The sequence below is a fragment of the Aquisalimonas sp. genome (assembly GCF_007120195.1).
GTDB lineage: Bacteria > Pseudomonadota > Gammaproteobacteria > Nitrococcales > Aquisalimonadaceae > Aquisalimonas.
Map to the genome: position 1 here is coordinate 1 of NZ_SKOG01000072.1, position 9586 is coordinate 9586.

At 63.9% G+C, this 9586-nt stretch carries 9 protein-coding genes; 4 read left to right on the top strand and 5 right to left on the bottom strand.

All coding sequences use genetic code 11. The features are described 5' to 3' along the window. Positions 1-70 precede the first annotated feature (70 nt). Positions 71-1177, bottom strand: a complete 1107-nt coding sequence (locus QZT63_RS06110) for a glycosyltransferase (RefSeq protein WP_290649465.1) — start codon at positions 1175-1177, stop codon at positions 71-73. A gap of 122 nt (positions 1178-1299) precedes the next feature. Here QZT63_RS06110 and QZT63_RS06115 point away from each other — a divergent pair, with 122 nt between their 5' ends. The 3 genes from QZT63_RS06115 to QZT63_RS06125 all read left to right on the top strand — a co-directional run bounded on the left by QZT63_RS06115 (position 1300) and on the right by QZT63_RS06125 (position 4027). Continuing rightward, positions 1300-2433, top strand: coding sequence for a glycosyltransferase (locus tag QZT63_RS06115; RefSeq protein WP_290649467.1), 1134 nt, complete (start codon positions 1300-1302; stop codon positions 2431-2433). Continuing rightward, positions 2430-3059 carry a hypothetical protein gene (locus tag QZT63_RS06120; protein WP_290649469.1) on the top strand — a complete coding sequence of 210 codons (630 nt, stop codon included), beginning with the start codon at positions 2430-2432 and terminating at the stop codon, positions 3057-3059. The genes QZT63_RS06115 and QZT63_RS06120 overlap by 4 nt, the downstream gene beginning before the upstream one ends. A 197-nt stretch (positions 3060-3256) precedes the next feature. Continuing rightward, positions 3257-4027, top strand: a complete 771-nt coding sequence (locus QZT63_RS06125; protein WP_290649471.1) for a sulfotransferase family 2 domain-containing protein — start codon at positions 3257-3259, stop codon at positions 4025-4027. 25 nt (positions 4028-4052) lie between these two features. On the opposite strand, the gene QZT63_RS06130 is transcribed toward QZT63_RS06125, so the two are convergent. From QZT63_RS06130 to QZT63_RS06145, 4 genes are all read right to left on the bottom strand, one after another. Beyond that, a complete protein-coding gene (locus tag QZT63_RS06130) occupies positions 4053-4817 on the bottom strand; it encodes an AAA family ATPase (RefSeq protein WP_290649473.1) in 765 nt (254 codons plus the stop codon). A gap of 15 nt (positions 4818-4832) precedes the next feature. Further along, complete coding sequence (locus QZT63_RS06135; protein ID WP_290649475.1) at positions 4833-5759, bottom strand: hypothetical protein; 927 nt, start codon at positions 5757-5759, stop codon at positions 4833-4835. Next, complete coding sequence (locus QZT63_RS06140; RefSeq protein ID WP_290649477.1) at positions 5756-7027, bottom strand: O-antigen ligase family protein; 1272 nt, start codon at positions 7025-7027, stop codon at positions 5756-5758. The genes QZT63_RS06135 and QZT63_RS06140 overlap by 4 nt, the downstream gene beginning before the upstream one ends. A gap of 210 nt (positions 7028-7237) precedes the next feature. Then, the gene (locus tag QZT63_RS06145) at positions 7238-8161 is read right to left on the bottom strand and encodes a lysophospholipid acyltransferase family protein (RefSeq protein ID WP_290649479.1); all 924 of its coding nucleotides are present in this window, start codon (positions 8159-8161) and stop codon (positions 7238-7240) included. A 94-nt stretch (positions 8162-8255) separates the two neighbouring features. On the opposite strand from QZT63_RS06145, the gene hldE reads away from it, so the two are divergent. Next, the coding region (gene hldE / locus QZT63_RS06150; RefSeq protein ID WP_290649480.1) for a bifunctional D-glycero-beta-D-manno-heptose-7-phosphate kinase/D-glycero-beta-D-manno-heptose 1-phosphate adenylyltransferase HldE at positions 8256-9586 on the top strand (1331 nt) is incomplete at its 3' end.

A 9586-nucleotide genomic window follows, 5' to 3' on the forward strand; every position in this document is an offset into this window, starting at 1 on the left:
GCGCGGTGCATGCCGATGACGATAATCGGCGGCTTGTTGTTCGCAGAGGCAGCTTTCAAACCCGGACTCCTCAGTGCGTGTCCAGCAGCACGCGAAGGTATTCTCTCGTGCTGGTCGTGACCTCGTACCCTTGAACCGCGCCCCGCAAGGTGGCGCTTGCGGGCGGGTGGGCCAGGGACTCGAGAATCCCGGATGCAACCGCATCGGCGTCGCCCATCGGCGCCAGTATGCCGAACGCACCGTCGCCCAGAATCTCTCGCGGGCCACTCGGGCAGTCCGTTGCCACGACGGGCGTGCCCAGCGCCAGCCCCTCGGCGATAACCACAGGTAATCCCTCCCATCGGGAGGTTAGTACCAGGACCCCGGCTTTGCGCATATAACTGTAGGGGTTTGCGGAGAATCCGGGCATGTAGAGATCGTCCCCGAGTCTGTGTGCACGAGCCAGTTCGAGCAGGTCGTTGCGCTCGCGGCCGTCCCCCAGGATCACGAGGCGGCACGGGCGCTGCTCACGGACCCTTGCAACAGCTCGAACGAGCGTGGCGAAATCCTTACGCGGGCAGAGGTGGCCAACCCCTAGCACGAAGGGGGACTGATCCGTCCAGGGGAGCGCTGGTTGTGCTTTCGCGAGTGCCTCCATCTCCGGGGTCAGTACTGGGCTCTTGAGGACCTTGATCCGGTCAAGGGGCACATCGAAGGCGGCGACGAGATCATCGGCGACACCTTGCGAGGGGGCAATGATATGGTGCGCCCGGCGGTAGAAGTGGCGTATCGAGAAGCGCTGGGCCCAGCGCTCGAGCCGGTTCTTGCCTTTGAGGTTGAGCGAGACCGTCGTCCCCAGCCGCACGACGTGCCTCACCGGCACCCGCGCAATCGACCTTGCCCAGATGGCCGTGCGATTCACCCGGTCTTTGTCCGAGAGCAAGGCCTCGGGCCGTTCCCGGCGAAGGTAGCGGATGAGAGGCAGGAGACTGGTATTCGCATGGCGACTGCCCAGTTCGATGATACGAACGCCCGCCGGAACGTCGCGGAGGTATGGGCCATGCCGGTCCACCTTCAACAGGTCAACCTTTGCGCCCTGGCGTGCCATTTCGGGAATCAGGTTACCCATCACCCGGTCCACGCCACTGTGGCCAGAGGTCGCCAGAAACACGGCAATATGTGGGCGGTCTGTTGTCATCGGCCCTCACGACCCGTTGCAACAGGTCCACATGATCGATGGGTGTGTCACCAGAAGAGCGCTGTCGCTGTTAGGCTATTGACGCTTACAGATGCGCGAAGGATGCCGAGAATATCACACTGATGAAGATCACGTTCTTCCTGTCCCAGTACGGGCAGGGCGGTGTGGAGCGTATGCTGATCAACACCGCCCACGGCCTCGCCAATCGGGCCCACGATGTGGCCTACCTGACGCCCGGTGACGGCGCGTTCATGTCCACCCTGCCGGCCAGCGTTGAACACGTGCCACTCCCCGGGAAGCGTGGCCGGCATCGCGCCGCGCTGGTCGATCACTTGACGCGCACCAGGCCGGAATTCCTGATTGTCGGCAAGGATGATGACGCAGCGACCGCGTTGCGGGCCAAGCGGGCCGCCGCCAGTCCGGTGAAAGTCGTCGTTCGCCCGGGGACGACCATCTCCCGCCGGTTGGCAGGGCGCAGCGCATTCAAGCGCTGGCGCGTCTATCGTGCGCTACGTCTGACCTATCGGCAGGCCGACGGTGTCGTTGCCAACTCTCAGGGGGTCCGGGAGGATATCAGCCGGATTACCGGGCTCTCTGTTGGCAGCATTTATCTCATCCGCAACCCGGTGATCACGCCCGGGTTCGAGGAGGCGGCCAGGGCGCGCGCCGTGCACCCCTGGTTTGCTGACGGCGAGCCTCCGGTGCTCCTTGGTGCCGGCGGACTGCGCCGACAGAAGGACTTCCCGACGCTGGTGCACGCGTTTTCCCTGGTGCGCCAACAGCAGTCTGTACGGCTGGTAATCCTAGGTCGTGGCCACCTGGAGCGCTCGCTGCAGCAACAGGCGCGACGACTGGGGGTCGAGGCGGACGTTCTTCTGCCAGGATTCGTGGAAAACCCCTACCCCTGGATGCAGCAGGCGGGCGTGTTCGTGCTGTCGTCCCTTTGGGAAGGGTCACCGAATGTGTTGACCGAGGCGCTGGCCCTGGGAATACCCGTTGTCGCTACCGACTGCCCCAGCGGGCCCAATGAAATCCTCCAACACGGGCGCTATGGGCGGCTAACACCCCCGGGTAATTCCGAAGCCCTGGCGAGCGCTATCATCGAGACCTTGAAATCTCCGCTACCGGCGGAGACGCTGCGCAAGGCCGCCGCCGAGTACACGATGGAGCGCACCGCGCAGGGGTACGAGGCGATGTTGCGTGAGATCCTTGAGCCGGCCCGCAGGGACTGGGGCAAACCCGAGGCTTCCGAATGAGTGGGTTTCCGAACGTGGTGATCGACCCGGTGCGGGTGCGCTCCTTTTTCCCGCGGCGTACATCCACCGCCAAGCTCCTGTTCGCGCTCAACGGCGCCCTCCTGCCAGAGTCGCTCCGGCGCGGCAACTGGGATCGGCGCGTCTACCCCATCGAAGACCACCCCACCTACCGGTTGATGGCGACCCTCTACGACAACCACTTCAGCGTCGACGCCTGCTACAGGCCGCTCGTGCAGTACTACATCGAGCGTGGTCGCCGTGAACCCGCCGCGCGCGCCCATGCGGAACGGCGGGTGGATGATTACATGAGCCATTGCGGCAAGTTGTGCCAGAGCCTGCGGGAAGACGGCTACAGAGCCGAGAGCAGCGATCATCAAATTGGCCTGGCCATCGACCGCAACGGCGTATTCGTCAAAACGTCGGAAGGCCACCACCGTTTCGCCCTCGCCCGGATTCTCGGGCTGAATCGCATTGTGGCTGATATCCGCTGGGTCCATACCGCCTGGTATCGCCGCTTCCGACCCCGCGGCATTGGCTACTCGAAGGAGGCATTGAACGCCGCTATCGCAACGGCAGCCCATCCCCAGACTGCGGCTCGGTGCAATGGTGCCTCCAGGCTTACTTAAGGCGATTGGTGTTTGGCTGATCCCGGTGTCACGCTGTCGCCGACGACGCGACTGGCCGGGATGCCTGGGTCAGGACATGCGCTGTGCGCGGGAGAGTCGGGGTGGCCAACATGTGCCGGGGAGCTGGTGGCGTTGCCCATGGGATTCGCCGAACCACAGGGGCCTCGCACACGACAGCGTAGCGACGGAATGAGGTCATGATACTCAGTCATAGGCACAGATTCATATTTCTGCATTGCCGAAAAGTGGCGGGCAGCTCGATTACAGTATGCCTGAATCCGTTTTTGGGGCCCGATGACCTCCAGGTCGGCGGCTGGACCGAGTGCATAAGGCGGGGCGGACGCTATAACCGCAGAATCATGAACGAAATGCGCTCACCGAGCGGGGCGTTTATTTTGGGCAGAAACGCCTTGAAAGACCTCCTCCGAGGAAAAAGGCCGCAACCGGCGGATCTTGTCAACAGGACCCAGAAGCGGTTGTATAAAGGCGTGACTGGCAATAAGGCGCAGCAGCCGACCGCGGAGGAGCTCCGGGCATTCGCCCCTTGGGAATGGGAGCGGTATTACAAATTCTGCTTTGTAAGAAACCCCTATGAACGAGCGCTTTCTGACTACAAGTGGCGGACGAAGGATTCCACAGATATCTCTTTCAGGGAGTTTCTTGAGAGGTTGCGCGACCCGCAGCGGCCGGATGCAGAGAAGGTGGTTCCTCGGCCCAGGAGTAATTGGCCGATCTACACGATTGATGACAAGGTCGCGGTAGATTTCGTGGGCCGCTACGAAAACCTCGTGCCCGATTTCGCGCACCTGTGCGATCGTATCGGCGTGCCCTTTGAGACGTCGTGGTTCCCCCACGCGAGAAGCTCCGGCGCGCAGAGAGGCTACCGCAGCTTCTACGGCAGGGAAGAACGGGTGATCGTTGAGGAGGTGTTCGGCAACGAGATCGAGCGGTTCGGGTACACGTTCTAGCTCAACTCAGGACACTGTATTCCCGTCACGCTCCGAGACGGCGGGCAAGCAAACGTTGATTGTCGGCGAGGGGTTGCCCGGCATCGATCATAATCACTTCGACTCCCCCTGCTGTGGCCATGTTGCTCAGGTGATCCTGGAGTTTTGCCCAGGAGCGCAAGGTGTCGAGCTGCTGCTGATGCGTGACACCGGCTAGTGGGGGCTGGCGCTGGCGCTCGTGCAAGCGCTGCAGTGCCACTGCCGGGTCGACGGCGGTGACGACCAGAACGGCAGGCATGGGAGCGTTGGCCACGTACGCGTCGATGAGTTCGGGAACAGGGGGGGCATCGGAGATGAACAGCGTGATGGCCTTCTGAAAGAACCCCTCCGGCGCCAGAACGTCCCGAGGGCTTCCCCAGTGGTCGTTGATCAGCTGATAGCGGGCGCAATGCTTGAACCACAGCTTCGCCGCCTGCTCCCGCCGGGTGCCGTCGGTGGTGGTGCGGTTAATTGCTCGCAGGGCCGCTAGGGTGAGGTCCGGGTGTCCAAGGCAGAAGGCGTTGTAAGCCGCGATTTCGTATTTGGTGGCCGGGTAAACCCCGCGCAGGAGGGCTGCCCCGGCGGCGTACATCAGCAGGCGAGTGAAGGGTGCGCTGGACGCACGCAGCCGCTGTCGCAGGGCTTCTCGTCCTGCGGTGCGCACGGTCACCCGTGGTGCCTCAGCGTGTCCGAGCCCCTGGATCAGTCGATTCGCGAGTGTGCTCTTTCCGCTTCCGGGCAGCCCCAGGAATTCGATACCAAAACCGTTCATCTACTGGTTACTCACCTATACGGGGTAGCCCAACTCGGCGAGCGGGAGTGCGAGCTCGTCAGCGAGCTGCCGGTTGGAGGCCCGGTAGCGTTCCTTGATGGCTGCCGTCCACTCCGCCCCGAGTAGCGCCTCGGAGCCAATGTTCGGCCCGGCCAGCGGGGTTCGGTTCACGGCCCTTAGCAGCTTGCCCTGCTTGCGGTAAAGCCCGGGGACATTGATCCAGTGCCGTTTGTCGGCGACGTCCCGGTAGGTGAAGCGGTTTAAGAATCTCGCCAGCTGAAAGGTCACGGCGCGGTATGGCTCATTGGCGGCGGCGTATTTCACCTTGCTCCAGTCCACTTCCAGCCTGAGGTCCTCGGCGTATCCTCTGGCGAAGCCCTCGTTATCCGCGACAAATGACTCGAAGGGGTAGACCTTCACCTGGTCGTGCCCGAAGACTTGCCGATAGTGACGGATCAGAAGCCGGTAGTCGAAATGGTTCAAGGTGAAGTGTGGCGCCTTCGCTTGCCGGAAACCGGAGTTATGTCGATACTTAAGCGGCTGCAGGTACCGGTCCAGGCCGTAAGTGCCCCCTTCGCGGACGTATTGCTTGTAGGCCGAGGCCACCATGGCGACCTGGTTGCGAACGAAGATCACGATGGTCGCATGGGGCAGTATCGCGCGTATCCGGTAGGCTATGTCCTTGCTGAGACAGCCGTCGAGTCCACCGGTATGGATGTTGCCACTCAACTCTTCCTCGCAGAGCACCGGCGCATCATTGCTTTCAAGGCCCAGTATCTCTTGTGCGCGGCTGGGGTCAAAGGCGAAAGCGCCCACGTCCAGCAGCGCTTCACGGACCACCGGCCGCCGGATGTATTGGTGACTCAGGGCGTGGGGATAGAGGTGGCGCTGGAACCAGTTCGTCCCAGTCTTGTGATAGCCAATGTGAACGATTGCGCTCATCGCTCGTCCCCCGCTCCCCGTGGATGGGCCGATGCAGTGGGCGTGTCACCGAGCGGAGTGGGGCGCGTGTCGTGGTGACTCGACTCCTTTGCCTGCAGGTAGAAGCCGAAGGCGAGGCCGCTGAAGAGGATGAAGTAGGCCGCGCCGTAGGCGCTGTGCATGCGCACCTGGAAAAGGCTTGTGATGGCAAAGAACACGCCCCACGCGAGCACAAACCAGGCAAGACCGGGGTCATGCGCGAGGCCACCGCGCAGGCGGCGAAACGCCCGCGCGGTGATCGAGGCGAGGCTGCCGACCCACAGCATGACGGCAGGCACACCGAGGAACACCGCCAGGTGCAAGTACAGACTGTGAAAGTGTGAACGCCGGTCGCTGAGTCGGCCATCATCGACGGCCTGCTGAATCCCTGCGGTGACCGCGCCGCTGCCGTGGCCGAAAACGGGCCTCTCACGGATCTCCTCCAGGGCGACGGCCCAAATCTTGAACCGCGGATTGTGGCCCTCGGCCCGCCCTGTCTGCAGTTTGCCGAAATCGCCACTGAGGATCGTCTGGACGCTGGGCAGCTCCCTCTGGAAGCGCGCGGCGACGCTGTCATACTGATACGCAATGAATCCGCCAAGAATAATTGCGCCAGCCAGGACGGCGACAAGGGTCGAGGAGAGATGCTGCCTGGCAACCATGGCGCCAACCAGGGCGCCGCCGCCGACAACGACTGCTGCGCCAACAAGCCCGACCCAGGTGGAGCGTGAGCCGGATTGAATCCAGAGCCACAGCCCGAACGCCAGGAGCACGACTGACAGGATTGCGACCACACACGCCGTCCATGGACGCCCGGCACGCCAGCGACCCACGGTGTAGGAGCCACCCAGCAGTGCGGCGCCGAGGGTCAGGGTGCCGCCAAACAGTCCCACTTCGTTTGGGCTGCGCAGGAAGTGCATCCGCCGGATCTCGAAGAGTTCGGGGCCGTGCTGCAGAAATGCCTGCAGGGTTGCGAGCGTGAAACCCAGCAGGGCCAGGGTGCACAGTACGCGTGGGGAGAATCGGCTGGCGTACACGGCCCACCCGACCACGAGTGTGCCCAGGCTGACCGTGCGCAGCATGTGCTGCAGATCCCCGGCGCTGAATCCCGGTTCGTCCGCTCCCCAGGCAACGAGTGCTCCCTGAATGAGCACGTAACCAGACAGCAGGATAAGCACCCTGGCTGCCCAGCCAGCGTGCCAGATGTGGCCGATTTCACGCCAGGAAGACGCCGCGAATAGCAACAGCATCACGTAACCTGCGCCGATTGCCGCGCTGGATGGACCTATGCCCAGAGCAAGGAGGCTCAAACCGAGTATCGCAAGCCAGCGTCTCGGCCCGTGGATAGCCGGTTCACGGGCAAGTTGGGGAGTAGTGTCGTCCACGGCTGAAGTGTTGCCCTGTGTCGTCATGACGTCGGCTGGTGTCCGGTAACCGAATTTCGGTTACCGGACACCAGGTTATTCATACAGCCTGATGCTGCGGTCTTCCTGGCGCTTAAACCGCCGATGTATCCACAGATACTGCTCCGGGTAGCGACGGATTGTGTCTTCGAGAACGCGATTCATCCGGGTCGCGTCCGCCATCTCGTCACCGGAGGGGAATCCCTCCAGGGCCGGCTGGAACTCGATCACGTAGCGGCCGTCATCCTGGCGGAAAAAAAACGCCGGTACGACGCGGGCCTTGCTCATACGGGCCAGGCGGCTTAGCGCCGTAACCGTCGCGGCCGGAATGCCGAAGAACGGGGCAAAGACGCTGTGTTTGCGGCCGTAGTCCTGATCGCCGGCATACCAGAGGGCGAAGCCCTTGCGCAGCGTGCGCAGCAGCGCTCGGGTGTCGTCCTTTGAAATCGCATCAGCGACGTTCCGCCGGCGGGCATTGAGCATGGCACGATCAAGCACAGGCTTTTTGCTCATCGGCTTGTACATGACCACTATGGGGAGGTGCCCCGGCAAGCGCCTGCCGACGAGCTCGACGCACAGGAAGTGCCCAGAGAGCATGATGGCCGGGCCATGAGCCAGCGCCGCGTGGAGATGCTCCTCCCCGCGCACCTCGACCGGAATGCGCTCCACCTGTGGGCCACCGAACCAGGCAAGCCCGGTCTCGACGACAGCGCGCCCCATGGCCCGGAAGTTGGCTTGGACGAGGGCCTCGCGCTCGTGTGCGTGTTTTTCGGGGAAGCAGAGCTCCAGGTTACGCCGAGCGATTTCCCGGCGCTCTCGGGCGAGGTGGTAGGCGAGCCTGCCGAGCGCACTGCCCAGGCGCAGGCCGAGGCGCCACGGGAGCCGCGCAAGCAGCCAGATGGCGGCGATGGTGGCACTCTGACCCCAGTTGTACGGGCGCATCGGGTGGGTCGGGAAGTGTTTGCGCTTGCGTTTTGCCACACACGGCTCCGTTGCAGCCCGTCACCGGAGGAACCCCCGGGGGAGCGTTCGTTTCTGTAGAATGCCCGGTATTCTCAATGGGCGGATTGTGCCAATGCAACTGACGTTACCCGATTTCGCCACAGCGCGGGTCATGGTGGCGGGTGACCTGATGCTGGATCGTTACTGGTACGGCCACACGGGACGAATCTCCCCGGAGGCACCGGTGCCGGTGGTCCATGTCGGGCAGCTGGAGGAGCGCCCGGGCGGCGCCGCCAACGTCGCATTGAACGTGGCGGCGCTTCAGGGTCAGGTGCAGCTGGTCGGCCTGACAGGGGACGATGCGGCGGCGACAACCCTGACCAATGAGCTCGCCGAGCGGGGTGTTGCCTGCCATTTCCATCGGGTTCGCGGCCACCCCACCATCTGCAAACTGCGCGTGCTAAGCCGACGCCAGCAGCTGATTCGCATGGATTTTGAGGAGCCCTTCAGCGCCTGTGATCGCGCCGCACTGCTCGAGCCGTTCCGTGCCGCGTTGCCGCAGACGGAGCTCGTGATTCTCTCGGACTATGCCAAGGGGGCCCTGAGCGAGCCCGCCGACATGATTCGCCTGGCGCGGGAGGCCGGCTGCCCTGTGTTGGTGGACCCGAAGGGCACGGACTTCTCCCGCTACCGCGGTGCCGACCTGGTGACACCGAACCTGGGCGAGTTCGAGGCCGTGGTGGGTTCCTGCCCCGATGACGCCATGCTTGAGCAGCGCGCGCGCGCCATGCTGGCGGAGCTGGAGTTTGGCGCCCTGCTGATTACCCGTGGCGAGCAGGGCATGACGCTGATACGCAGCGACGAGGCGATGCTGCACCTGCCTGCCCGGGCCCGGGAGGTCTACGATGTGACGGGCGCCGGCGATACGGTCATTGCTGTACTGGGAGCAGCGCTGGCGGCCGGCGCCGAGCTTCCGGTGGCGACGGCGCTGGCCAATGTGGCCGCGGGCCTCGTGGTGGCAAAGCTGGGCACGGCCACGGTGACAACGGCGGAACTACGGCATGCGCTGCACGGGCTGCGCGAGCCCGACCAGGGGCCTGTGTCACGGGAGCAACTGCAGTTATATGTGGCCCAGGCCAAGGCCAGCGGCGAGCGCGTCGTGTTCACCAACGGCTGCTTCGATCTGCTGCATGCCGGCCACGTGGCCTATCTGCAGGAGGCGCGCGCCCTCGGCGATCGCCTGATCGTTGCCGTCAACGATGATGCCTCGGTCGCCCGGCTCAAGGGTGCGGATCGGCCGGTGACACCGCTGTCGCAGCGCATGGAGGTGCTTGCGGGGCTGGCCGCCGTGGATTACGTGGTGGCCTTCAGCGAGGACACCCCGGAACGCTTGATCGCGCTGTTGGCGCCGGATGTGCTGGTCAAGGGTGGCGATTATGCCCCGGACGCAATCATCGGTGCGGA